This window comes from Streptomyces sp. NPDC097619 (genome assembly GCF_040302735.1).
Taxonomy (GTDB): Bacteria; Actinomycetota; Actinomycetes; order Streptomycetales; family Streptomycetaceae; genus Streptomyces.
Genome location: NZ_JBEOSD010000029.1, coordinates 40,276 through 63,592, shown reverse-complemented (window position 1 = coordinate 63,592; position 23,317 = coordinate 40,276). Strand labels below are relative to the sequence as shown.

The following is a 23,317-nucleotide window of genomic DNA, read 5'->3' as shown; positions in this document are numbered from 1 at the left end:
GGCCGATCTGTGGGTCCCGCCGCGGCGGCCCTTGCCCTTGCGGCCCAGGGGCTTCTTCTCCTTGGCCTGGCCGCCGTGCAGGACCGCGCCGAGGACGGTGCCGCCCGGCCCCGCCTTCCGGCGGCGCGGGCTACGCCTCGCGGGAGCCCTGGTACATCTCCTCGATGAGGTGCTTGAACTCGCGCTCGACCGCCGGCCGCTTCAACTTGAGGCTGGGGGTGAGCTCGCCGTGCTCCACGTCGAGGTCGCGGGGCAGCAGGGCGAACTTCTTGACCGTCTGCCAGCGCTGGAGGTTGCCGTTGAGGGTGTCCACGTAGCCCTGGACCATCTCGCGGGTCCGCGGGTCGGCGACGACCTCCCCGTAGGTCTTGCCGGCGAGCCCGTTGTCCTCGGCCCAGCCGAGCAGGGCGGGCTCGTCGAGGGCGATGAGGGCGGAGCAGAAGTTCCGGTCGGCCCCGTGCACCAGGATGTTCGACACGAACGGGCAGACCGCCTTGAACTGGCCCTCGATCTCGGCCGGGGAGACGTACTTGCCGCCCGAGGTCTTGATCAGGTCCTTCTTGCGGTCGGTGATGCGCAGGTAGCCGTCCGGGGAGAGCTCGCCGATGTCGCCCGTGTGCAGCCAGCCGTCGGCTTCGAGGACCTCGGCGGTCTTCTCGGGCAGCTGGTGGTAGCCCTCCATGATGCCGGGGCTGCGGAGCAGGATCTCGCCGTCGTCGGCGATGCGGACCTCGGTGCCGGGGAGCGGCTTGCCGACGGTGCCGGTGCGGTAGGCCTCGCCCGGGTTGACGAAGGAGGCGGCGCTGGACTCGGTGAGCCCGTAGCCCTCCAGGATGTGCACCCCGGCGCCCGCGAAGAAGTAGCCGATCTCGGGGGCGAGGGCCGCGGAGCCGGAGATGGCGGCGCGCAGCTTGCCGCCGAAGGCGTCGCGGAGCTTGGAGTAGACGAGGGCGTCGGCGACCTTGTGCTTGGCGCGCAGGCCCATCGGTACGGAGGCCGTGCCGGTGCGGCGGAAGTTGTCCTGGGAGGTGCGGGCGTACTCGCGGGCGACCTCGGCGGCCCACTGGAAGATCTTGTACTTGGCTCCGCCGCCGGCGCGGGCCTTGGCGGCCACGCCGTTGTAGACCTTCTCGAAGATCCGGGGCACGGCGGCCATGTAGGTGGGCTGGATGACCGGCAGGTTCTCGATGATCTTCTCGACCCGGCCGTCGAGGGCGGTGACGTGCCCGGCCTCGATCTGGCCGGAGGTGAGGACCTTGCCGAAGACGTGGGCGAGCGGCAGCCACAGGTACTGGACGTCGTCCGGGCCGACCATGCCGGTGGCCACGATGGCCTTGGCCATGTACGACCAGTTGTCGTGCGGGAGGCGGACGCCCTTGGGGCGGCCGGTGGTGCCGGAGGTGTAGATCAGGGTGGCGAGCTGGTCCGCGGTGATCGCGGAGATCCGCTCGTCGACGGCCTCGGGCCGCTTCGCCAGCAGTTCGGCCCCGCGGGCCTCCAGGTCGGCCAGGGAGAGCACCCAGCCTTCCGGGTCGCCCTCCTCGGCGACCGCGGCGGCGGCGTCCAGGACCACCACGTGGTGCAGGGCGGGCAGGTCGGCGCGGCGTTCGCGGGCCTTGGCGAGCTGCGCGGCGTCCTCGGCGATCAGCACCCGGCTCTCGGAGTCGGCGAGGATGAAGGCCGATTCCTCGGCGTTGGTGCTGGGGTAGACGGTGGTGGTCGCGGCGCCCGCGCACATCACGCCCAGGTCGGAGAGGATCCACTCCACGCGGGTGCTGGAGGAGAGCGCGACGCGCTGTTCCGGTTCCACTCCGAGGGCGATCAGGCCGGCGGCGATGGCGTACACCCGCTCCGCGGCCTGGCCCCAGCTGAGCGACTTCCAGTCGTCCGGTCCCTGGCCGGAGGGCGCGGGCACGGGATAGCGGTAGGCCTCGGCGTCCGGGGTGGCCGCGACGCGCTCCTGGAAGAGCACGGCCACGGTGGGCGGACGGTTCTCGATCAAGGTCTGTGTGTCGCTCACGACATCCTCCGGACCACGCGGCGTACGTGGGACTGGCTGGCGGTCAACCGGACCGACCGCCTCCGCGAACGGGACCATGGCGGTGCTGCCGACTGTTTAACTGGCGAGTAACCATCGAGCAGAGATCAGACTAGAGGCCGTCCGTCCGGTGCGTAAGAGGCCGCGAGCGGCCGCTTTATAACGAACGGGCCCCCGCGCGGCTGCGCGGGGGCCCGTTCGGACGGCAGGGCGAAGCTACTGGTCCACGGTCACTTCTTGGTCTTGCCGCCGCCGGACTCGTCGCTGGAGAGGACGGCGATGAAGGCGTCCTGCGGGACCTCCACCGAGCCGACCATCTTCATGCGCTTCTTGCCTTCCTTCTGCTTCTCCAGCAGCTTCCGCTTACGGGAGATGTCACCGCCGTAGCACTTGGCGAGGACGTCCTTGCGGATGGCGCGGATGGTCTCGCGGGCGATGACCCGGGAGCCGATGGCCGCCTGCACGGGCACCTCGAACGCCTGCCGCGGGATGAGCTCGCGCAGCTTGGCGACCAGCCGGACGCCGTACGCGTACGCCGCGTCCTTGTGCGTGATGGCCGAGAAGGCGTCCACCTTGTCGCCGTGGAGCAGGATGTCCACCTTGACCAGGGAGCTGCTCTGCTCGCCGGTGGGCTCGTAGTCCAGGGAGGCGTAACCGCGCGTCTTGGACTTCAGCTGGTCGAAGAAGTCGAAGACGATCTCGGCGAGCGGGAGGGTGTACCGGATCTCCACCCGGTCCTCGGACAGGTAGTCCATGCCCAGCAGGGTGCCGCGGCGGGTCTGGCACAGCTCCATGATCGAGCCGATGAACTCGCTGGGGGCGAGGATCGTGGCACGCACGACCGGCTCGTACACCTCGGAGATCTTGCCCTCGGGGAACTCGCTCGGGTTGGTGACGGTGACCTCCTTCCCGTCCTCCAGGACCACGCGGTAGACCACGTTGGGGGCGGTGGCGATCAGGTCGAGGCCGAACTCGCGCTCCAGGCGCTCGCGGATCACGTCCAGGTGCAGCAGGCCGAGGAAGCCGACGCGGAAACCGAAGCCGAGGGCCGCGGAGGTCTCCGGCTCGTAGACCAGCGCGGCGTCGTTGAGCTGCAGCTTGTCCAGGGCCTCGCGGAGGTCCGGGTAGTCCGAGCCGTCCAGCGGGTAGAGGCCGGAGAACACCATCGGCTTGGGGTCCTTGTAACCGCCCAGGGCCTCGGTGGCACCGCCCGTCATCTGGGTGATGGTGTCACCCACCTTGGACTGGCGGACGTCCTTCACACCGGTGATCAGGTAGCCCACCTCACCCACGGACAGACCGTCCGCGGGGAGCATCTCGGGCGAGTTGGTGCCGATCTCCAGCAGCTCGTGGGTGGCGCCGGTGGACATCATCCGGATCCGCTCGCGCTTGTTGAGCGTGCCGTCGACCACACGGACGTAGGTGACCACGCCGCGGTAGGAGTCGTAGACCGAGTCGAAGATCATCGCGCGTGCGGGGGCGTCCTTGACGCCTACCGGCGCCGGAACGGTCTGCACCACGCGGTCCAGCAGGGTGTCCACGCCCACACCGGTCTTCGCCGAGACCCGCAGGACGTCGTCGGGCTCGCAACCGACCAGGTTCGCCAGCTCCTCGGCGAACTTCTCCGGCTGGGCCGCCGGGAGGTCGATCTTGTTCAGGACCGGGACGATCGCGAGGTCGTTCTCCATCGCCAGGTACAGGTTGGCGAGGGTCTGCGCCTCGATGCCCTGCGCCGCGTCCACGAGCAGCACGGTGCCCTCGCACGCCGCCAGCGACCGGGAGACCTCGTAGGTGAAGTCCACGTGGCCCGGGGTGTCGATCATGTTCAGGATGTGCGTCTTGCCCTGACCGTCGCCCACCGTGGGCGACCAGGGCAGACGGACGGCCTGGGACTTGATCGTGATGCCCCGCTCACGCTCGATGTCCATGCGGTCGAGGTACTGGGCACGCATCTGGCGCTGGTCGACGACACCGGTCAGCTGGAGCATCCGGTCGGCGAGAGTCGACTTGCCGTGGTCGATGTGCGCGATGATGCAGAAATTGCGGATCAGCGCCGGGTCGGTACGGCTCGGCTCGGGCACGTGGCTGGGGATCGCGGGCACGCAAGGTCCTGGTTCTCGGGCGATGACTATGGATACTCGGGCTCCATGGTCCCACGAGCGGGGCCCGACGCTCGGTTTGGGCCGGTCGGAGTGCGCCTGGTAGCCTGGGCAGCTGTGTCTCGTATGCCCTCTCAGCTGTCGAGTCACAATCCGAAGATCAAACTCTGAACCTGAAAAGGCTCTTTCGTGGCGAACATCAAGTCCCAGATCAAGCGGAACAAGACGAACGAGAAGGCCCGCCTTCGCAACAAGTCCGTCAAGTCCGAGCTGCGCACCTTCATCCGCAAGGCCAACGAGGCCGTCGTCGCCGGCGACGCCGAGAAGGCCACCGCGGCGGCCCGTGCCGCCTCGCGGAAGCTGGACAAGGCCGTCTCGAAGGGTGTCATCCACAAGAACGCCGCCGCCAACAAGAAGTCGGCGCTGGCGATCAAGGTTGCCTCCCTCCAGGGCTGAGCACTGATGTGATCGCCGGGACGGACCCAGCGGGCCCTCTACCCCGCTCCTGACCGGCACCCCGCCCCACACGCGGCCTGCGTTCGCCACGCGGGTGTGGGGCACCGAGCTTCACCGGAGGCCCCGGCCGCCGCGGACTTCCGGGCCGCCCGCCGCCGGGCGAGGGGCGCGGAGACCACGGACAGGACCAGGAAGACGCCGATGGCGAGCAGGACGATGGCGGCGCCGGAGGGTGCGTTCACGTAGTAGGTGGTGACCGTGCCGGTCAGGGCCACGCTGACGCTGATGCCGATGGCCAGCGCCAGGGTGGTGGCGAAGCCGCGGGTCAGCCGCTGGGCCGCCGCGACGGGGATCACCATCATGGCGCTGACCAGCAGCAGGCCCACGATGCGCATGGCCACGGTGACGGTGACCGCGGCGGTGACCGCGATCAGCAGGTTCAGGGCCCGCACCGGCAGGCCGGTGACCTTGGCGAACTCCTCGTCCTGGCAGACCGCGAACAGTTGGCGGCGCAGCCCCAGCGTGACGGCCATCACGAAGACCGCGAGGACCGCGATGGCGACGACGTCCTCGGGCGCCACGGTGGTGATCGAGCCGAACATGAACCCGACGAGGTTGGAGGTGGATCCGCTCGGGGCCAGGTTGATGATCATGACGCCGCCGGCCATGCCGCCGTAGAAGAGCACGGCGAGGGCGATGTCCCCGCTGGTCTTGCCGCGGGAGCGGATCAGCTCCATGCCGACGGCGCCGAGGACGGCGACCAGGGTGGCCATCCACACCGGGCTGGTCTGGAAGAGGAAGCCGAGGGCGACACCGGTCATGGCCACGTGCCCGATGCCGTCGCCCATGACGGCCTGCCGGCGCTGGACGAGGTAGGTGCCGATGGCGGGGGCGGTGATGCCGACCAGGGCGGCGGCGATCAGGGCCCGCTGCATGAAGGCGGGGGTCAGGAATTCCATCAGCTCAGCAGTCCCGTCCGGAGCGGCTCGGCGTCGTGGGCCGCGTGGGGGTGTACGTGGTCGTGGCCGGGCAGGGCGTGCTGGCCCACGGCCTCCGGCGGCGGTCCGTCGTGGACCACGCAGCCGTCGCGCAGGACGACGGCCCGGTCGATGAGGGGCTCCAGCGGGCCCAGCTCGTGCAGGACCAGCAGGACGGTGGCCCCGGCGGCGACCTGGGTGCGCAGCGCGTTGGCCAGGACCTTCTGGTTGGCGAGGTCCACGCCGGCCATCGGCTCGTCCATGATCAGGAGTTCGGGCTCCACGGCCAGGGCGCGGGCGATGAGGACCCGCTGGTGCTGGCCGCCGGAGAGGGCGTTCACCGAGGAGCCGGCCTGCGGCAGCATGTCCACGAGGGCCAGGGCGCGGTCCACGGCGGCCCGGTCGGCCTTGCGGGGCAGTCCGAAGCGGGAGCGGGCCAGCCGCCCGGAGGAGACCACCTCGCGGACGGTGGCGGGCACCCCGCCGGCGGCCGTGGTCCGCTGCGGCACGTATCCGATCCGGGACCAGGCGCGGAACTTGCCGAAGGGGGTTCCGAAGAGGTCCAGCTCGCCGCCGCTGAGGGGCACCTGGCCCACGACGGAGCGGACGGCCGTGGACTTGCCGGAGCCGTTGGCGCCGAGCAGGGCGACGACCTCGCCGCGGCGGACGGTGAGGTCGACCCCGCGCAGCACGGTGCGCGAGCCGAGCGAGGCGGTGGCCCCGCGCAGGGATATGACGGGCTGCTCCGCGGCGGTGGCCGGGTTCGCCGGTCCCGTCGCCGTGTCCGTGTGCGCGTTCATGGACTGCGCCTCCGATGCTGCCGGTGCTGCCGGGGTGGTCACTTGGCGCCGAGCGCCTTCTGCAGGTTCTTCAGGTTGGACCGCATGACCTCGAAGTAGTCCCGGCCCTGGGAGTCGTCGGTGATCCCCTCCAGGGGGTCGAGCACGTCGGTCTTCAGGCCGAGGTCGCGGGCGAGGGTGTCCGCGGTCTTGGGGCTCGCCAGAGTCTCGAAGAAGACGGTGGAGACCTTCTCCTTCTTCGCCAGAGCCTGGAGGTCCTTCATCCGGGCCGGGCTGGGCTCCGACTCCGGGTCCACCCCGGAGATGCCCTCCTGGTCCAGCCCGTAGCGCTCGGCGAGGTAGCCGAAGGCGGAGTGGGTGGTGATGAAGGTCTTGGAGGCGCTGTTCTTCAGCCCGTCCTTGAACTCCGTGTCCAGGGCCTTGAGCTTGCCGGTGAGGTCCGCGGCGTTCTTCTCGTAGGCGGCGGCGTGGGTCGGGTCGGCCTTGGCGAAGGCGGCGCCCACGCCCTCGGCGATCTCGGCGTACTTCACCGGGTCCAGCCAGACGTGCGGGTCCTCGCCGGCCTCGCCGTGGTCGTGACCGTGGTCCTCCTCGGCGTGACCGGCCTCGTCGGAGCCGTGGTCGTGGCCGTCGGCGGAGTGGACCTCCATGGTGGTCAGCTTCGCGGCGTCCACCTTCGCGGAGACTCCGGACTGCTCCACGGCCTTGTCCACGGCGGGCTGGAGGGTCTTGAGGTACAGGACCACGTCGGACTCGTCGAGCTGTGCGGTCTGGCGCGGGGTGATCTCCAGGTCGTGGGGTTCGACCCCGGGCTTGGTCAGCGAGGTGACCTTCACGTGGTCCCCGCCGATCTGCTGGGCGAGGAACTGGAGCGGGTAGAACGAGGCGACGACGTCCAGCTTGCCGCCGTTGGCGCCGTCGGCGGAGGCGCCTCCGGAGCAGGCGGTCAGCGCGGTGGCACCGAGCGCGACGGCTCCGGCGAGGGCGGTGGCGGGTATGAGGCGTCGTACGTTCATGACACTCATTTTCATCAAAGATGAGAATCATTGTCAAAAGCCCCTGCGTGCGGCCTCGCGTGCGCGCGGTGGGAAGGGGTGCGCGGGGAACCGATTTGAAAGTGGGGCCCCGGCCGCCGGTAACCTGAGGCATTCGCGTTCGTCCTCGTAATGAAGAGAGCATCGTGGCCGCCGACAAGATCGACACCATCGTCAGCCTCAGCAAGCGCCGTGGCTTCGTCTACCCGTGCAGTGAGATCTACGGCGGTCAGCGTGCCGCCTGGGACTACGGGCCGCTGGGTGTCGAACTCAAGGAGAACATCAAGCGCCAGTGGTGGAAGGCCATGGTCACCTCCCGTGAGGACGTCGTGGGCATCGACTCCTCCGTGATCCTCGCCCCCGAGGTGTGGGTGGCCTCCGGTCACGTGGCGACCTTCTCGGACCCGCTGACCGAGTGCACCGCCTGCCACAAGCGGCACCGTGCCGACCACCTGGAAGAGGCGTACGAGGCCAAGCACGGCCGCCTCCCCGAGAACGGCCTCGCGGACATCAACTGCCCCAACTGCGGCAACAAGGGCCAGTTCACCGAGCCCAAGCAGTTCTCCGGCATGCTGGAGACCCACCTCGGCCCGACCCAGGACACCGGCTCCAAGGCGTACCTGCGCCCCGAGACGGCCCAGGGCATCTTCACCAACTTCGCCGCGGTCCAGCAGACTTCGCGCAAGAAGCCGCCGTTCGGCATCGCGCAGACCGGCAAGTCCTTCCGGAACGAGATCACTCCGGGCAACTTCATCTTCCGGACCCGCGAGTTCGAGCAGATGGAGATGGAGTTCTTCGTCAAGCCGGGCGAGGACGAGCAGTGGCACGAGTACTGGATGAACGAGCGCTGGAACTGGTACCTGGACCTGGGTATCCGCGCCGAGAACATCCGGTGGTACGACCACCCGAAGGAGAAGCTCTCCCACTACTCGAAGCGCACCGCCGACATCGAGTACCGCTTCAACTTCGGCGGCAACGAGTTCTCCGAGCTGGAGGGCGTGGCCAACCGCACCGACTTCGACCTGAAGGCGCACTCCGAGGCCTCCGGCCAGGACCTGTCCTTCTTCGACCAGGAGGCCGGCGAGCGGTACGTGCCGTACGTCATCGAGCCCGCGGCCGGTGTCAACCGCGCCATGCTCGCCTTCATGCTCGACGCGTACATCGAGGACGAGGCCCCCAACGCCAAGGGCGTCATGGAGAAGCGCGTCGTGATGCGCCTCGACCCGCGCCTGGCCCCGGTGAAGGTCGCGGTGCTGCCGCTGTCCCGCAACCCGCAGCTGTCCCCGAAGGCCAAGGGCCTGGCCGCGGACCTCCGCAAGAACTGGAACATCGAGTTCGACGACGCGGGCGCCATCGGCCGCCGCTACCGTCGCCAGGACGAGATCGGCACGCCGTTCTGCGTGACCGTCGACTTCGACACCCTCGACGACAACGCCGTGACGGTGCGCGAGCGCGACACCATGAAGCAGGAGCGGGTCTCCCTGGACCAGATCCAGGCCTACCTGGGCGCCCGTCTGCTCGGCTGCTGAACCGGTGGGGGCGGTCCCGCCGCCCCGCCGCAGGACGAAGGCCGGTGCCCCGGCGCGCGAGGAGCGCGCCGGGGCGCCGGCCTTCGTCGTGGGTCGGTCCCCGTGGGTCCGTCCCGGTGGGTCCCGTCGTGGTGGGTCCGTCAGGGGCGGAGGCCGCGGATGACCAGGGAGGTCACGGCCTCGAACTCCGGCCGGATCCCCGGCAGCCGCCACTCCGGCGCGTACTGCGGGTCGTGGAAGCGGGAGGTGGCGTCGAAGACGGCCCGGGCGGCGGCGGGGACGTCCGGGGCGCCGAGGGTGCCGGCCGCCACCCCCTCGCCGATGATCCGGACCAGCTGGGCGATCAGCTCGGCGAGGTGCTCGTCGACCACGCCGCTGTTCTCCGAGAGCAGCACGGTGTAGGTGGCGAACAGCTCGGGATCGTCCCCCGCCTTGTGCCGCTTCGCCTCGAACAGGGCCTCCAGCCAGCTCTCCAGCTTGCTCGGAGCGGGCTGCTCCGGGGCCGCGGTGATCTCCTCCAGCACCCCGACCGTCCGGTGCAGCCAGCGCTCGGTGACGGCCTCGCGCAGGGCGGCCTTGGAGGGGAAGTGCCGGTAGACGCTGCCGTGGCTGACCCCGAGGGAGCGGGCCACGTCCACCACGGTGGCCTTGGTGGGCCCGTACCGGCGCAGCACCTCCTCGGTCGCTTCGAGGATGCGCTCGGGGGTCAGGGCTTCGGCGGCTGGCATGGAACGACGGTACCCGTCCGTCAGTGCTCGCTGTCCAGGTGGGCCATCTGGGCCGCCGGGTAGCGCTCGCCCGCGGCCGCCCCGACGGGGACGGCCGCCTCGATCGCGGCCAGGTCGGCGGCGTCCAGGGTGGCCTCCAGGGCTCCCAGGGCCTCGGCCAGGCGGTCCCGGCGACGGGCGCCGATCAGCGGCACGATGTCCTCGCCCCGCGAGAGCACCCAGGCGATGGCGGCCTGCGCCACCGTGATGCCGCGCCCCTCCGCCACCTTGCGCAGGGCCTCCACCAGGTCGAGGTTGCGGTGGAGGTTGTCCCCCTGGAAGCGGGGGCTCATGCCGCGGAAGTCGCCGGGGGCGAGGAGGCGGTCCCGGGTGAAGTGCCCGCTGATCAGACCGCGCGAGAGGACTCCGTACGCCGTCACGCCGATGCCCAGCTCGCGGGCGGTCGGCAGGATCTCCTCCTCGATGCCGCGCGACACCAGGGAGTACTCGATCTGGAGGTCGGCGATGGGGGCCGTGGCGGCGGCCCGGCGCAGGCTGTCCGCCCCCACCTCGGAAAGGCCGATGTGCCGGACGTGCCCGGCCTGCACGGCCTCGGCGATGGCGCCGACGGTCTCCTCGATCGGGACCTGCGGGTCCACGCGGGCGATCCGGTACACGTCGACGTGGTCCCGGCCGAGGCGCTGGAGCGAGTACGCGAGGAAGTTCTTCACGGCCTCCGGGCGGCCGTCGTACCCGGTGAACCCGCCCTCGACCGTGCGCAGCGCGCCGAACTTCACGCTGGTCAGGGCCTGCTCGCGGAGGGCCGCGGGGGCGGTGCGGAGGGCTTCGTTGATCAGGAGCTCGTTGTGGCCCATGCCGTAGAAGTCGCCGGTGTCGAGGAGGGTGACCCCGGCCTCCAGGGCGGCGTGGATCGTGGCCACGGACTCGGTGCGGTCGGCTTCGCCGTAGAGGGCGGACATGCCCATGCAGCCGAGACCGAGCGGGAAGACGGTGGGGCCGGTGCGGCCCAGGGTGCGGGCGGGGGCGGGGGTGGCAGGGGTGGTGCTCGTGTGCGAGGTCATGGAAAGAGAATGACATGACGACTGACAGAGTTCAATATCTGTCAGTCGTGTGGGTGTCAGCCCCTCCGGGATCGGGGCCCTCGCGGGGGCTTGAAATGGGCGCGGCGGGCCGTTCGGAGCGCTCCGGCGGAGTGGTCTGTCAGCGAACAGTCGGCTGAAAACGAGCCCCGCCGGAGGAAAACCCTCTCCACCGGGGCATGGCGATCCGGCCCCGCCGGCGTTCGAGGCGCGGGGTACGGGGGCGGAGCGCTAGGCGGTCCGGACCGGTCCCTCCGGGCGGCGAAAGCGTCGGGCGACCCGCACCAGTGCCTCGCGGTCCAGGGCCGGGGAGGGGTCCGGCACCGGGCAGGTCTCCTCGGCGGGGGCCTCAGGGAGCCGGTCGGTATTGGAGGCGGCCAGCCTGGCCAGCGCGGTCGCCAGCACCTCGGCCTCCACGGCGGCGGCCGCCTCGGCCCCGGACAGGCCCGTGGCCCGGGCCCGGTCGGCGGCGGCCGCCGCCGCGGAGCGGTCCCGGTACGGGCGCAGGGCCAACCGGCCGTCGTGGATCTCCGCCACCCGCCGGGTGACCCGCAGGTCGATCTCCCACCACGGCACCGGCGGGCCGGGCGGGGCCGCCGGGGCGGCGGGTTGCAGGGCGCACCACAGCGGCCGCAGCTGGACGAGGGAGCGCAGCGCCCCCCAGGTGTGGACCAGGGTGCTGCCGACCACCGGCAGGATGAAGCCGAGTCCGGTCAGCAGGGTGTAGCCGAAGGCGAACAGCGGGGCCGCCCCGGTGTTGAGCAGGTCCCAGTCGGCCCCGGCCCAGCGGGCCCCGACGGCGAGGAACTTGCAGGCGTCCATGCCGAGGCCGAGGGCGAAGCCCACGATGAGGAGCCGCAGTCCCCGGCGCAGCCACTGGCCCCTGACCAGGGCGAACCAGCGGATGCAGAGGGTGGTGGCGAGGGTGACCGACACCGCGTGCGCGGTCAGGTAGAGCAGGATCATCTCGCGGATGAAGGGGGTGGTGGCGTAGTAGGTGTCGAAGTCCACCCGCCGTTCCACCGGGGCCTCGCCGGCGGCGAAGAGCAGCACGATGCCGACCACGGTGGCCCCGTACGCGGTGAGCACCCGCCGGGAGGTCCGTCGGGCCCGTTCCTCCGTGCCCTCCCGCCAGTGCACCAGGAGGGTCACGATGAGCGCGCTGACCACGGTGAGCAGGGAGTACACCAGCGGGGCGGAGAAGTTGTCGACCCCGGTCCATGCGTTGACCACGCCGATGACCTGGGGGTTCGAGGTGAAGTAGGCGACCCCGCCGAAGAAGGGGACCAGGCACACCGTCACGTGGAGCGGCTCGCGGTGGTGCCGCAGGGTCGGCACCTTCACCAGGCAGGCGAGCCACATGGTGCAGGTGAGGATCCAGTGGCCGGTACTGCTGTTCACCGGTACTCCCGAGCTGGGCCGCGGGCGGGAGCCCGGGCGGGTACGGGCGGATCGTAGGGCCCCTTCGGGTCCGGTCGGAAGCCGGGGTCCGGAAAACCAGGGAAAATCAGACAGGCCGAAAATCGCCCTTACCCCGTGCGGGCCGGAATGATCGAATCTGAGCCGGACGCAGAGCGTCCGCCCGACAGTCGCCGGGACCGTTCTCTCCGTCGGGGGCAGCTCGTGGACGCCAGTCAGTACGGGCAGACGCCGCGGTCCCGCTACGCGGGGCTCACCTACCGGGAACTCCACCACGCCCTCGGCCCCGCCGTGCAGGCGGAGCTGACCGCGCTCCTCGACGGCCTGGGGCCCGACGCGCCCGGCGTCCGACTGGCCGCCGCCGCCCTGCTGCGCGCCCGCACCTTCGGGCACCCCCTGGAGACCCTGCCCCTGCTGGTGCACGGGGTCGAGACCGGGGACCCGGAGCCGGCCGTGCCGCTGGCCGCCGTGCACCTGCTCTGGTGGACCTCCGCCTGCCACTTCGACGACCTCGCCGACGCCGGGGCCGCCCCGACCGGCACCGCCCCCGGCCGGGAGGCCGGCGCCCCCGGTCCCGAGGCCGCCCTGCTGGCCGCCGTCCTCTGCGGCACGGTCCTGCCCCTGCGGATCCTCCAGTCCAGCCCCCTGGACCCCGCCGTCCGCGAGGCCCTCTCCGCCGAACTCGTCCGCGGAGCCGTCAGCGGTGCCGAGGGGCAGCTCGCCGACCTCCACCCGGACCCGGCCGGAGCCGAGCGCGGCACCGTGCTCGCCACCTACCGCGGCAAGTCCGGCGGCCCCTTCGGGATGATCACCGCGATGGCCGCCCGGCTCGCCGGCGCCGACGCCCCCCGGACCGCCCTCTGGCGGGAGTTCGGCGAGGTCTTCGGCCTGCTCTGGCAGCTCTTCAACGACCAGCAGGACCTCCTGACCGGCCGCAACGAGGACCTCGCCAACGGCACCGTCACCTACCTCCTCGCCGGCGCCCTCGAAGACGCCGCCACCCCGGTCCGGCAACGGCTGCTCACCCTGGCCGCCGCCGCCCGCACCCCGGCCCTCGCCACCCCCGCCGCCGTCCGCGCCGCCTGCGCGGCCCGCGCCGAGCTCGCCGCGCACCTCCAGCACGCCGCCGTACTGGACCGCTTCCACGCCGATCTGCGGGCCCTGCGCGCCCACGCCGACCGGGTCCTGACCCGGCTCGGCGGGGACGAGGACCACCTGCCGGCCCTGCGCGCCCTCACCGCCCTGGCCTCGGCCCCGCTGCTGCGGCCGGCCACCGTCCCGGCCGCCTGACGCACCCCGCCCGCCCGACCGCACCCCGCCGCCCGCGGCTCAGCCCGCGCGCGCCCGCAGGTCCTCCTCCTCCGACCGGGCCGCCTCCAGCACCCGGGCCGCGACCGCCGTGGCCCGGGGCCCGCTGGTCAGGGCCGCCAGCACCACCACGGCCGCCCCGCACCCGGCGACGATCCACCAGGCGGGCCGGGCCGCGTCCAGGAATGCCGCGCCGTGCCCCGGATCGCCGACCGCCGAGCCCGCCGGCCCCGAGGCCAGCACCGCCCCGATGACGGCCACCCCGAGGGCGCTGCCGGTCTGCCGGCTCGTCGAGGCCACCGCCGCGGCCACCCCGGCCTGGGCGCGCGGCATCCCGGAGACGGCGGTGTTGGTGATCGGGGCGTTGAGCAGCCCGAAGCCCAGGCCGAAGAGCACGTACGCGGTGAAGAGGAGGGTGTCGTCGGCCTCGGCCCGGAAGCCCGCGAAGAGCACCCCGCTCGCGGCCATCGCGGTGCCGGCCGCCAGCAGCGGGGGCCGCGGGCCGACCGTGGCGGTCAGCCGCCCGGACAGGGGTGCGCAAAGGAAGGTCAGCCCGGCCATGGGCAGCACGTACAGCCCGGCGTCGAGGGCGTCGAGCCCGCGCACCTCCTGGAGGTACAGGGTGTTCAGGAAGAGGAAGCCCGCGAGGGCGGCGAACCCGCACACGGCGATCAGGGTGGCGCCGCTGAAGGGCGGGCTGCGGAAGAAGCGCGGGTCGATCAGCGGATCCTCCCGCCGGGACTCGTACCGCACCAGCCCGACCAGGGCCGCCACCGCCACGGCCGCGCAGCCCAGGACGAGCGGGGAGCCCCAGCCCGCCGCCGGGGCTTCGATGATCCCGTAGGTGAGGGAGAGCAGCAGGGTCATCACCAGCAGCTGACCCACCCGGTCCGGGCGGCGCGGCCGGGGGGCCCGGGACTCGGGCACGAACCTCAGCGTCAGCAGCAGGGCCGTCAGTCCCACGGGCAGGTTCACCCAGAACACCGCCCGCCAGCCCACCCCGTCCACGAGCAGTCCGCCCACCAGCGGTCCGGCGGCCATGGAGACGCCGACCACCGCGCCCCAGGCGCCGATGGCGCGGGCCCGTTCGCGGGGTTCGGTGAAGGTGTTGGTGATGATCGACATGGCGACCGGGTTGAGCATGGAGCCGCCCACGGCCTGCACCACTCGGAAGGCCACCAGCCACTCCAGGCCCGGGGCCAGGGAGCAGAGCAGGGAGCCGAGGGTGAAGAGCACCAGGCCGGTGGCGAAGACCCGGCGGCGGCCCAGCCGGTCGGCGGCGGCACCCGCGGGCATCAGCAGCGAGGCGAGCACCAGCGTGTACGCGTCGAGGGTCCACTGCATCCCGGAGACGGAGGCGCCGAACTCGGCGCGCATCGTGGGCAGGGCGACGTTGAGCGCCGTGTTGTCCAGGCTGACGATCAGCAGGCTGGTGCAGCAGATCGCCAGGACCAGCAGGCGGCGGCGACGGCCGGACTCGGGCATGCCTCGATAGTACGCCTAACTAACCACATCGGGAGCGCGGCACCCGGATGGGCGACAATGGGGGGCATGACCACGCTTCCCCCGCCTCTCGCGATCGGCCCGCACACGGTGCGGCCGCCGGTGGTGCTCGCGCCCATGGCCGGCATCACGAACGCCCCCTTCCGCACCCTCTGCCGCGAGTTCAGCGAGGGCAAGGGGCTGTACGTGAGCGAGATGATCACCACCCGGGCACTGGTCGAGCGCAACGAGAAGACCATGCAGCTCATCCACTTCGACGCCACGGAGACCCCGCGCTCCATCCAGCTGTACGGAGTGGACCCGGTCACGGTCGGCAAGGCGGTCCGCATGATCGTCGAGGAGGACCGGGCCGACCACATCGACCTGAACTTCGGCTGCCCGGTCCCCAAGGTGACCCGCAAGGGCGGCGGCTCCGCCCTGCCCTACAAGCGGAACCTGCTCCGGGCCATCCTGCGCGAGGCCGTGGCCGGCGCCGGTGACCTCCCGGTCACCATGAAGATGCGCAAGGGCATCGACGACGACCACCTCACCTACCTCGACGCGGGCCGGATCGCCGTGGAGGAGGGGGTCACCGCCATCGCCCTGCACGGCCGCACCACCGCCCAGCACTACGGCGGCACCGCCGACTGGGAGGCCATCGCCCGGCTCAAGGAGCACGTCCCCGAGATCCCCGTGCTCGGCAACGGCGACATCTGGTGCGCCGAGGACGCCCTGCGGATGGTCCGCGAGACCGGCTGCGACGGCGTGGTCGTGGGCCGCGGTTGTCTGGGCCGCCCCTGGCTGTTCAACGACCTGGTCGCCGCCTTCGAGGGCCGCCCCGAGGACTACTACGCGCCCGCGCTGCGCGAGGTGGCCGCCGTGATGCTGCGCCACGCCACCCTCCTGGGGGAGTGGATCGGCGACGAGACCCGCGGCGTGATCGACTTCCGTAAGCACGTGGCCTGGTACCTCAAGGGCTTCTCGGTGGGCTCCGAGATGCGGAAGAAGCTCGCGGTCATCTCCTCCCTGGCGGAACTCGACGCTCATCTGAGCGAGCTCGACCTGGACCAGCCCTGGCCCGAGAGTGCGGACGGCCCCCGCGGGCGCACGTCCGGAAACAACCGAGTTGTCCTCCCGGACGGCTGGCTGAAGGACCCGTACGACTGCGCCGGAGTGAGCGAGGAAGCCGAACTGGACACGTCCGGAGGCTGAACGACGGGCGTGATATGCGCCACGCATGGTAGGGGTTGCGCTCAGATGAGCGTAAAAACCGACGATGCAATTCTCAAAGGGTGGCACTGGGTGCCACCCTTTGTTCGTTCAAGAGTTGAACGCAAATGTATCGATGATCGCTCAAACGAGCGTATTCAAGCCGATCCGAGGCCCTTGTCGTTCGGGAGGTGAAGGCGGAAGGGGCCGTTCGGCTACTCGACGGTCACTTTCGATCCAGTGGCGTACGGGTGGAGCGAGCCCCATGACGGCCGAGTGCACCTCCCCAGATGCCTTCGATCTGGGTATGTTCCTGGCCGTCAGGGCAGCCACCGAGTCCTCGAGGAGTCGAGACCCGTGTCGGAAAACAAAGATCAGAAGTTCGTCTACGACTTCACCGAGGGCAACCGCGACCTCAAGGACCTTCTCGGCGGCAAGGGTGCGAACCTCGCCGAGATGACCAACCTGGGTCTGCCGGTGCCCCCCGGCTTCACCATCACCACCGAGGCCTGCAAGGTCTACCTGGAGAGCGGCGAGGCCCCGGCCGCGCTGCGCGACGAGGTCACCGCGCACCTGGAGGCCCTTGAGGCCACGATGGGCAAGAAGCTCGGCCAGGCCGACGACCCGCTGCTGGTCTCCGTGCGTTCCGGCGCCAAGTTCTCCATGCCCGGCATGATGGACACCGTCCTCAACATCGGGCTCTCCGACGTCTCCGTGCAGGGCCTCGCCGCCCAGTCCGGCGACGAGCGCTTCGCGTGGGACTCCTACCGCCGCCTGATCCAGATGTTCGGCAAGACCGTGCTGGGCGTCGACGGCGAGCTCTTCGAGGAGGCCCTGGAGGCCGCCAAGGAGACCAAGCAGGTCACCAGCGACACCGACCTCGACGCCGGGGACCTCAAGGCCCTCGTGGCGCAGTTCAAGGACATCGTCGCCAAGGAGGCGGGGCGCGAGTTCCCGCAGGACGCCCGCGAGCAGATGGACCTCGCCGTCCACGCCGTCTTCGACTCCTGGAACGGCGACCGCGCCAAGCTGTACCGCCGCCAGGAGCGCATCCCCGGCGACCTCGGCACCGCCGTGAACATCTGCTCCATGGTCTTCGGCAACCTGGGCCCCGACTCGGGCACCGGCGTGGCCTTCACCCGTGACCCCGCCAGCGGCCACCAGGGCGTCTACGGCGACTACCTGCAGAACGCCCAGGGCGAGGACGTGGTCGCGGGCATCCGCAACACGGTGCCGCTGGCCGAGCTGGAGTCGATCGACAAGAAGTCGTACGACCAGCTCATGCAGATCATGAACACGCTGGAGACCCACTACAAGGACCTCTGCGACATCGAGTTCACCATCGAGCGCGGTCAGCTGTGGATGCTCCAGACCCGGGTCGGCAAGCGCACCGCCGGTGCCGCCTTCCGGATCGCCACCCAGCTCGTGGATCAGGGCCTGATCGACGAGGCCGAGGCGCTCCAGCGCGTCACCGGCCACCAGCTGGCCCAGCTGATGTTCCCCCGCTTCGACGACAACGCCGCCACCGAGCTGCTCGGCCGCGGCATCGCCGCCTCCCCGGGCGCGGCGGTCGGCAAGGCCGTCTTCGACTCGTACACCGCGGTCAAGTGGTCCCGCTCCGGCGAGAAGGTCATCCTGATCCGCCGCGAGACCAACCCGGACGACCTGGACGGCATGATCGCCTCCGAGGGCATCCTGACCTCCCGCGGCGGCAAGACCTCGCACGCGGCCGTGGTGGCCCGCGGCATGGGCAAGACCTGTGTCTGCGGCGCCGAGGAGCTCGACGTCGACACCAAGCGCCGCCGGATGACGGTGGGCGGCCGGGTCATCGAGGAGGGCGACGTCGTCTCCATCGACGGCTCGACCGGCAAGGTCTACCTGGGCGAGGTGCCCGTGGTGCCCTCCCCGGTGGTCGAGTACTTCGAGGGCCGCATGCACGCCGGTGCCGACGACGCCGACGAGCTGGTGCAGGCCGTGCACCGGATCATGGCCTACGCCGACCGGGTGCGCCGCCTGCGCGTGCGCGCCAACGCCGACAACGCCGAGGACGCGCTGCGCGCCCGCCGCTTCGGCGCCCAGGGCATCGGCCTGTGCCGCACCGAGCACATGTTCCTCGGCGAGCGCCGCGAGATGGTGGAGCGCCTGATCCTGGCGGACACCGACTCCGAGCGCGAGGAGGCACTGAGTGCCCTCCTGCCGCTCCAGAAGAAGGACTTCGTCGAGCTGTTCGAGGCGATGGACGGGCTGCCCGTCACGGTCCGCCTGCTGGACCCGCCGCTGCACGAGTTCCTGCCCGACATCACCGAGCTGTCGGTGCGCGTCGCCCTCGCCGAGGCCCGCAAGGACCCGAACGAGAACGACCTCCGCCTGCTCCAGGCCGTGCACAAGCTCCACGAGCAGAACCCGATGCTGGGCCTGCGCGGGGTCCGCCTCGGCCTGGTCATCCCCGGTCTGTTCGCCATGCAGGTGCGGGCCATCGCCGAGGCCGCCGCCGAGCGGAAGAACGCCAAGGGCGACCCGCGCGCCGAGATCATGATCCCGCTGGTGGGCACCGTCCAGGAGCTGGAGATCGTCCGCGAGGAGGCCGACGCGATCATCACCGAGATCGAGGCCGCCACCGGCACCGACCTCCGCCTGACCATCGGCACGATGATCGAGCTGCCGCGGGCCGCGCTGACCGCCGACCAGATCGCCGAGGCCGCGCAGTTCTTCTCCTTCGGCACCAACGACCTCACGCAGACGGTCTGGGGCTTCTCCCGCGACGACGTGGAGGCCAGCTTCTTCACGGCCTACCTGGAGAAGGGCATCTTCGGGGTCTCGCCCTTCGAGACCATCGACAAGGACGGCGTCGGCTCGCTGGTCAAGCACGCCGTGAAGCTGGGCCGGGAGACCCGCCCCGACCTCAAGCTCGGCGTCTGCGGCGAGCACGGCGGTGACCCGGAGTCGGTGCACTTCTTCCACGAGGCCGGCCTCGACTACGTCTCCTGCTCGCCGTTCCGGATTCCGGTGGCGCGCCTGGAGGCGGGCCGCGCGGCCGCCGACTCCTCGGGCAGCGACAGCCGCTGACCCGCCCGGGCGGCCCTCGCGCCGCCCTCCGCGACCCGCCCGGCTCCGGGGGACCCTGACCCCCCGGAGCCGGGCGTCGGCGTGTCCGGGGCGGGAGGACCGGAGGCGGCGGGCCGGCCCGGAGGACCGGGGGCCGGAGCGGGAGGGGCCGGGCCGGTGCCGGCGGCCGGGAAGAGAAACGGAATTCCACACAGCAGCAGGCGGCGGACGGATCCCCACCCGTCCGCCGCCTCCTGTCAATCCGCCGGGCACGTCGGCGCTTCCCGGTGCGACCGACCGCCAGGCCCCGCAAAGCCCCCCACGGCCTTCGCGGAGCGTTTCCGGTCGCCCCGGAGTGTGCCCGGCGGAGTACAGCATTTCGCTTGTCACGCCCCTGCCGAAAGGGGTTTCAACTGTGGCCGAAAGGGCGTGGTGACGTCGCGTGACGGTGTGCATACTCATGGGGCGGGGGGATTGCGGTTGCACAGGTGGGGGTTCGGTGCTGCGTATCCATTTCACTGGAGTGGACCTGGCACGGGTACGTGTGGCGGGGAGACCCGATGCGTTGTGGGAAACGATTCTGAGTTTCCATCGATTAAGAGATCGTCGGGATGTGCGGCTGTTCGGCGAATGGCGTACGGAAACCCGTACCCGGTTGAATGGTGAAACACGCCTCCTGGGGGCTCTGATACCGGCGCGAGGGTATTTCCCGGACTTTCTGACCCCCGTCGAGGGCCGCTACGGCATGGAGCTCGGGCTGGACGCCGTGCTCGGCACCCGGGCCCACCGGATCCGCCGGGAGACCGCCCTGCTGGCCCCCGCGGGACAGCAACTGCCCACCAGACTCCGGGAGTTCCACGAGGGCGGGCCACAGCAGCTCACCCGGCTCGCCACGGAGCTGCGGCGGTACCACCGGGCCGCCGTGGAGCCGTACTGGACGCACGTCCAGGCGCAGATCGAGGCCGAACGGGCCGCGCGCGGCCGGGCCTTGTTGGACGGGGGCGCGGACGAGTTGATGTCCTCGCTGCCGCCGATGATGCGCTGGCGGGCCCCGGTCCTGGAGTGTGACTACCCGGTGGACCGGGACGTCCGGCTGCGGGGGCGCGGGCTGCTGTTGCAGCCCTCGTTCTTCTGCCGGCGCACCGCGGTGACCCTGCAGGACCCCGAGCTGCCGCCGGTGCTGGTCTATCCGGCGGCGGCGCAACTGAGCACTGCCTACCCGCGGGAGATGGCGGCGCGCCCGGCCGAGGAGCACCGCTACCGCACGCTGGGCAAGCTGGTCGGGCACACCCGCTCGGTGGTGCTGCGCGCCATCGGGGACGGGGCCACCACCAGCGAGCTGGCCCGCCGGGCCGGGGTCTCGTTGGCCTCGGCGAGCCAGCACGCCGGGGTGATGCGGGAGGCCGGTCTGGTGACCACGTTGCGACACGGCAACGCCGTGCTGCACACGGTCACCCCGCTGGGAGCCGCCCTGTTGCGGGGCGGAGCGGTCGCTTCCTGAGGGGCGACCGCGCCCGCGCCGTCGATTTCTGGCCGGATTTCGCCCCTCGCGCGGGGGCGGGGTCCGGCCCGCGGCCGGAACACGGCGGGCCCCGCTCCGGAGATCCGGAGCGGGGCCCGTTCCCGTGGCGCCGCCGGGTCGGTCCCGGGCGGCGGTGGGGGTGGAGGCGGTCAGGTCCGGAAGGGGCCCGTCACCTCGTAGGTGATGCCGCCGGTGGAACTGCCCGAGGTGCCGCGCTGGCTGGAGAAGTAGAAGCGGCGGCCGTCGGGCGAGAAGGCCGGGCCGCAGATCTCCGAGGAGGACTGCCCGGTGATCCGCAGGAAGGGCGCGACCACGTCGTCCGGGGTGATCACGCAGACCTCCATGTTGCCGCCGTCCTCGGCGACGTACAGGTCCCCGTAGGTGGAGCCGGTGACGTTGTCCACGCCGGTCAGCGGGGCCCCGCCGCCCGTGACGAGCGAGTCGTCGTAGGCGAGCTCGTAGGTGTTCGTCAGCAGGTTCAGCTGCCAGACCCGGTTGTCGCCCTTGGTGGTGAACCAGACCGTGTCGTTGGCGTAGTGGCAGCCCTCGCCGCCGTTGAAGCGCTTGACCCCCGAGACCTGGTTGCGGGTGACGGTGGGGGAGCCGTCCGGGTCGGGCACGTTCTGCCAGGTGAAGGAGCCCGAGGTGGCGGTGCCCGCCTTGAGTACCTGGAGGGTGCCGGAGGAGAGGTTGCCCCAGGTGGTGGGGAGGAAGCGGTAGAAGCAGCCGTCGCTCTCGTCCTCCGTCAGGTAGATCGCCTTGCGGACCGGGTCGGCGGCCGCCGCCTCGTGCTTGAAGCGGCCCAGCGCGGGCCGCTGCACCGCCGCGTTCACCCCGTACGGGTCCGTCTCGTAGACCAGGCCGAGGCTGACCTCCTCACAGGACAGCCAGGTGTTCCACGGGGTCCTGCCGCCCGCGCAGTTCTGCCGGGTGCCGGAGAGGATGCGGTAGGCGCCGATGACCGCGCCGGTGGCGCCGAAACGGACCGCGCTCGCCCCGCCGGAGGGGTTGATCTCCGAGTTGGAGACGTAGATCCACCCCGCGCCGTCCGTGAAGCAGGCCCCGCCGTCGGGGGCGCTGTGCCAGGTGTACGAGGTGCCGGGCACGGTCTGCCCGGACCGGGCGACGACCCGGCTGGTGAACCCGGCCGGGAGCATGATCCCGTTGGCGTCGGCCGCACCGAGGGCCCCGTAGGGTCCCGGACCGGGCTGGGCGGGGGCGGCGTAGGCCGCACCCCGCATCAGGGTGCCTCCGAAGGCGGCGGCCGAGGTGCCGATCACGGCGCCGCGCAGGAAGGTGCGACGTTCCACAGTCACTCCATGGGGGAGTCGGGCCCCGCGGCCGGGCGGCGACGCGGGGTCACGCGCCGAGGACCCTAGGAGCGGCGGATGGACTCCCGGGCAACGCCGCGTGACCGCCCGACCACCGGGGCCCGACGCGCCGGTACGGGCCGCCCGGACGGCCCCTCGCGTCCCCCGGGCCCCGTGCCGCCGCCGGGTCGCCCGCCGGCCCGCCGGGGGACCTTCGCCCCTGGGCGGGCCCCGAGGCCGGACGGAGGATGGGGGCATGCCCCACCGCCCCCTCCCCGACGTCCGGGACCGCGCCGACCTCGACCTGCTGCTCCGCAGGTTCTACGGGGCGGCCTTCGCGGACCCGCGGATCGGCCCCTTCTTCACCGAGATCGCCGGTACCGACCTGGCCGTGCACCTGCCGCGGATCACCGACTTCTGGGAACGCGCCCTCTTCCGCAGCGCCGAGTACCGGCGCAACGCCTTCGCCCCGCACGCCGCCCTGCACTCCGTCCGCCCCCTCACCGCGGCGGACGCCGGGCGCTGGGTGCAGCTGTGGCGGGCCGCGGTGGACGGACTGCACAGCGGCCCGAACGCCGAGCGGGCCAAGGCCGTGGGCGAGCGGATCGCCCTCACGCTGCACAAGCGGCTCGCGGGCGCCGACGCCCCGCTCACCGGGACCGGCCCCGGCTTCGTCCCGCTGGCCGCCCTGGAGCTCCGCTCGGCGGCCTGAGCCCGGCGCCGCGCCCGGACGTCGGCCGTCCGTGCGGGTGCCGGAAAGTTTTCCGGAGGAATGCGCGGCGTGGCGATGAGTTCCGGGACCGACCGCGGTCTACCCCTTCAGGAGCGGCCCGCACGGTGCGGCCGCGGCAAGGGAAAGAGGCAGCCATGTCCGCCACCATGATCTTCGTGAACCTCCCGGTCGAGGACCTGGACGCCAGCAAGACCTTCTGGAACCGCCTGGGCTACTCCTTCAACCCGCAGTTCACCGACGAGACCGCCGCCTGCCTGGTGTTCAGCGACACCGTGTACGCGATGCTCCTCACCCGGGCCAAGTTCAAGGAGTTCACCGACAAGGAGATCGCCGACACCGGCCGCTCCGCCGAGGTGATCATCGCCCTGAGCGCCGAGAGCCGGGCCCGGGTGGACGAGCTGGCCGACGCGGCTCTCGCGGCGGGCGGTACCCAGACGCGGCCCGCCGACGACTACGGCTTCATGTACTCCCGCTCCTTCCAGGACCTCGACGGCCACCTCTGGGAGCTGGTCTGGATGGACGAGGCCGCCGCCTCCGCCCAGGGCTGAC

18 protein-coding genes are annotated in these 23,317 nt (G+C 71.6%); 8 read left to right on the top strand and 10 right to left on the bottom strand.

Annotated features, from left to right (window positions below):
- Nucleotides 1-130: 130 nt before the first annotated feature.
- Both ABTZ17_RS11265 and lepA read right to left on the bottom strand, forming a co-directional pair.
- On the bottom strand, nucleotides 131-2,020 hold the full coding sequence (locus tag ABTZ17_RS11265) for an AMP-dependent synthetase/ligase (protein ID WP_352195301.1): 1,890 nt from the start codon (nucleotides 2,018-2,020) through the stop codon (nucleotides 131-133).
- 248 nt (nucleotides 2,021-2,268) lie between these two features.
- A complete protein-coding gene (lepA, locus tag ABTZ17_RS11260) occupies nucleotides 2,269-4,140 on the bottom strand; it encodes a translation elongation factor 4 (RefSeq protein ID WP_352195300.1) in 1,872 nt (623 codons plus the stop codon).
- Between the two features lie 186 nt (nucleotides 4,141-4,326).
- Here lepA and rpsT point away from each other — a divergent pair, with 186 nt between their 5' ends.
- The gene (gene rpsT / locus ABTZ17_RS11255; protein ID WP_352195299.1) at nucleotides 4,327-4,593 is read left to right on the top strand and encodes a 30S ribosomal protein S20; all 267 of its coding nucleotides are present in this window, start codon (nucleotides 4,327-4,329) and stop codon (nucleotides 4,591-4,593) included.
- A gap of 38 nt (nucleotides 4,594-4,631) precedes the next feature.
- Here the strand turns inward: rpsT and ABTZ17_RS11250 are convergent, their stop codons facing one another.
- The 3 genes from ABTZ17_RS11250 to ABTZ17_RS11240 are packed head-to-tail and all read right to left on the bottom strand — an operon-like array spanning nucleotide 4,632 to nucleotide 7,386.
- A complete protein-coding gene (locus ABTZ17_RS11250) occupies nucleotides 4,632-5,552 on the bottom strand; it encodes a metal ABC transporter permease (RefSeq protein WP_352195298.1) in 921 nt (306 codons plus the stop codon).
- Nucleotides 5,552-6,370, bottom strand: coding sequence for a metal ABC transporter ATP-binding protein (locus ABTZ17_RS11245; protein ID WP_352195297.1), 819 nt, complete (start codon nucleotides 6,368-6,370; stop codon nucleotides 5,552-5,554). The genes ABTZ17_RS11250 and ABTZ17_RS11245 overlap by 1 nt, the downstream gene beginning before the upstream one ends.
- A 38-nt stretch (nucleotides 6,371-6,408) precedes the next feature.
- Nucleotides 6,409-7,386: a metal ABC transporter substrate-binding protein gene (locus tag ABTZ17_RS11240; RefSeq protein ID WP_352195296.1), complete on the bottom strand. Its 978-nt coding sequence runs from the start codon at nucleotides 7,384-7,386 to the stop codon at nucleotides 6,409-6,411.
- Nucleotides 7,387-7,550: 164 nt separating this feature from the next.
- On the opposite strand from ABTZ17_RS11240, the gene ABTZ17_RS11235 reads away from it, so the two are divergent.
- Entirely contained in the window at nucleotides 7,551-8,933 is a 1,383-nt protein-coding gene (locus ABTZ17_RS11235; RefSeq protein WP_352195295.1) for a glycine--tRNA ligase, read from the top strand.
- 140 nt (nucleotides 8,934-9,073) lie between these two features.
- Here the strand turns inward: ABTZ17_RS11235 and ABTZ17_RS11230 are convergent, their stop codons facing one another.
- The 3 genes from ABTZ17_RS11230 to ABTZ17_RS11220 form a co-directional block, all read right to left on the bottom strand.
- Nucleotides 9,074-9,661 (bottom strand): TetR/AcrR family transcriptional regulator, encoded by a 588-nt coding sequence (locus ABTZ17_RS11230; RefSeq protein WP_352195294.1) that lies wholly within the window; start codon nucleotides 9,659-9,661, stop codon nucleotides 9,074-9,076.
- A 20-nt stretch (nucleotides 9,662-9,681) separates the two neighbouring features.
- The gene (locus ABTZ17_RS11225) at nucleotides 9,682-10,722 is read right to left on the bottom strand and encodes an aldo/keto reductase (protein ID WP_352195293.1); all 1,041 of its coding nucleotides are present in this window, start codon (nucleotides 10,720-10,722) and stop codon (nucleotides 9,682-9,684) included.
- Nucleotides 10,723-10,971: 249 nt separating this feature from the next.
- Complete coding sequence (locus ABTZ17_RS11220; RefSeq protein ID WP_352195292.1) at nucleotides 10,972-12,141, bottom strand: MAB_1171c family putative transporter; 1,170 nt, start codon at nucleotides 12,139-12,141, stop codon at nucleotides 10,972-10,974.
- Between the two features lie 222 nt (nucleotides 12,142-12,363).
- Here ABTZ17_RS11220 and ABTZ17_RS11215 point away from each other — a divergent pair, with 222 nt between their 5' ends.
- Nucleotides 12,364-13,449, top strand: a complete 1,086-nt coding sequence (locus ABTZ17_RS11215; protein ID WP_352195291.1) for a polyprenyl synthetase family protein — start codon at nucleotides 12,364-12,366, stop codon at nucleotides 13,447-13,449.
- Nucleotides 13,450-13,488: 39 nt separating this feature from the next.
- On the opposite strand, the gene ABTZ17_RS11210 is transcribed toward ABTZ17_RS11215, so the two are convergent.
- Nucleotides 13,489-14,952, bottom strand: a complete 1,464-nt coding sequence (locus tag ABTZ17_RS11210) for an MFS transporter (protein ID WP_352195290.1) — start codon at nucleotides 14,950-14,952, stop codon at nucleotides 13,489-13,491.
- Nucleotides 14,953-15,009: 57 nt separating this feature from the next.
- Here ABTZ17_RS11210 and dusB point away from each other — a divergent pair, with 57 nt between their 5' ends.
- From dusB to ABTZ17_RS11195, 3 genes are all read left to right on the top strand, one after another.
- A complete protein-coding gene (gene dusB / locus ABTZ17_RS11205; protein WP_502994641.1) occupies nucleotides 15,010-16,161 on the top strand; it encodes a tRNA dihydrouridine synthase DusB in 1,152 nt (383 codons plus the stop codon).
- A 354-nt stretch (nucleotides 16,162-16,515) separates the two neighbouring features.
- Entirely contained in the window at nucleotides 16,516-19,224 is a 2,709-nt protein-coding gene (gene ppdK, locus ABTZ17_RS11200) for a pyruvate, phosphate dikinase (RefSeq protein ID WP_352195288.1), read from the top strand.
- A 478-nt stretch (nucleotides 19,225-19,702) separates the two neighbouring features.
- On the top strand, nucleotides 19,703-20,704 hold the full coding sequence (locus tag ABTZ17_RS11195; RefSeq protein WP_352195287.1) for an ArsR/SmtB family transcription factor: 1,002 nt from the start codon (nucleotides 19,703-19,705) through the stop codon (nucleotides 20,702-20,704).
- 170 nt (nucleotides 20,705-20,874) lie between these two features.
- Here the strand turns inward: ABTZ17_RS11195 and ABTZ17_RS11190 are convergent, their stop codons facing one another.
- Entirely contained in the window at nucleotides 20,875-22,035 is a 1,161-nt protein-coding gene (locus tag ABTZ17_RS11190; RefSeq protein ID WP_352195286.1) for an alkaline phosphatase PhoX, read from the bottom strand.
- Between the two features lie 256 nt (nucleotides 22,036-22,291).
- On the opposite strand from ABTZ17_RS11190, the gene ABTZ17_RS11185 reads away from it, so the two are divergent.
- Both ABTZ17_RS11185 and ABTZ17_RS11180 read left to right on the top strand, forming a co-directional pair.
- A complete protein-coding gene (locus ABTZ17_RS11185; RefSeq protein WP_352195285.1) occupies nucleotides 22,292-22,747 on the top strand; it encodes a group III truncated hemoglobin in 456 nt (151 codons plus the stop codon).
- 155 nt (nucleotides 22,748-22,902) lie between these two features.
- Nucleotides 22,903-23,316 (top strand): VOC family protein, encoded by a 414-nt coding sequence (locus ABTZ17_RS11180; RefSeq protein WP_352195284.1) that lies wholly within the window; start codon nucleotides 22,903-22,905, stop codon nucleotides 23,314-23,316.
- Nucleotide 23,317 lies beyond the last annotated feature (1 nt).

Coding starts and splice junctions, on each gene's coding strand:
- ABTZ17_RS11250 (WP_352195298.1), bottom strand. CDS start 5,552: ATGGAATTCCTGACCCCCGCCTTCATGCAGCGGGCCCTGATCGCCGCC.
- ABTZ17_RS11245 (WP_352195297.1), bottom strand. CDS start 6,370: ATGAACGCGCACACGGACACGGCGACGGGACCGGCGAACCCGGCCACC.
- ABTZ17_RS11240 (WP_352195296.1), bottom strand. CDS start 7,386: ATGAACGTACGACGCCTCATACCCGCCACCGCCCTCGCCGGAGCCGTC.
- ABTZ17_RS11230 (WP_352195294.1), bottom strand. CDS start 9,661: ATGCCAGCCGCCGAAGCCCTGACCCCCGAGCGCATCCTCGAAGCGACC.
- ABTZ17_RS11225 (WP_352195293.1), bottom strand. CDS start 10,722: ATGACCTCGCACACGAGCACCACCCCTGCCACCCCCGCCCCCGCCCGC.
- ABTZ17_RS11210 (WP_352195290.1), bottom strand. CDS start 14,952: ATGCCCGAGTCCGGCCGTCGCCGCCGCCTGCTGGTCCTGGCGATCTGC.
- dusB (WP_502994641.1), top strand. CDS start 15,010: ATGGGGGGCATGACCACGCTTCCCCCGCCTCTCGCGATCGGCCCGCAC.
- ABTZ17_RS11185 (WP_352195285.1), top strand. CDS start 22,292: ATGCCCCACCGCCCCCTCCCCGACGTCCGGGACCGCGCCGACCTCGAC.
- ABTZ17_RS11180 (WP_352195284.1), top strand. CDS start 22,903: ATGTCCGCCACCATGATCTTCGTGAACCTCCCGGTCGAGGACCTGGAC.